Origin of the sequence: Chimaeribacter coloradensis (assembly GCF_002858715.1) — a bacterium.
Taxonomy (GTDB): Bacteria; Pseudomonadota; Gammaproteobacteria; order Enterobacterales; family Enterobacteriaceae; genus Chimaeribacter; species Chimaeribacter coloradensis.
Window position 1 is genome coordinate 1 of record NZ_PJZH01000104.1, and the last position, 310, is coordinate 310.

At 68.4% G+C, this 310-nt stretch carries 1 pseudogene; it reads right to left on the reverse strand.

Annotated elements, in window-relative coordinates:
* A pseudogene (locus CYR32_RS21335) lies at positions 1–304 on the reverse strand (hypothetical protein); the annotation flags it as partial.
* Positions 305–310 lie beyond the last annotated feature (6 nt).

The window sequence follows — 310 nt, forward strand, 5'->3', positions numbered from 1 at the left end:
GACGGGAACCCCTGTTGCAAATAGAGCGGCCGTTGCAGCGTGGGAAACAGCCAATGGAACAGCCCGCCCAGCCCGCCACCGGCGGGAAGGTCTGCCCCATCGCCACCAGCGTCTCCAGCAGGGGCCGGAACGGCCGCCCCGCCTCGCGGGTTACGGCGATCCCTGCCGTCACACCGATCGCCACCGCAATCAGGCTCGACACCCCCACCAGCAGCAGGTGCGACAGCACCAGCGACGGGAACCCCTGTTGCAAATAGAGCGGCCGTTGCAGCGTGGGAAACAGCCAATGGAACAGCCCGCCCAGCCCGCC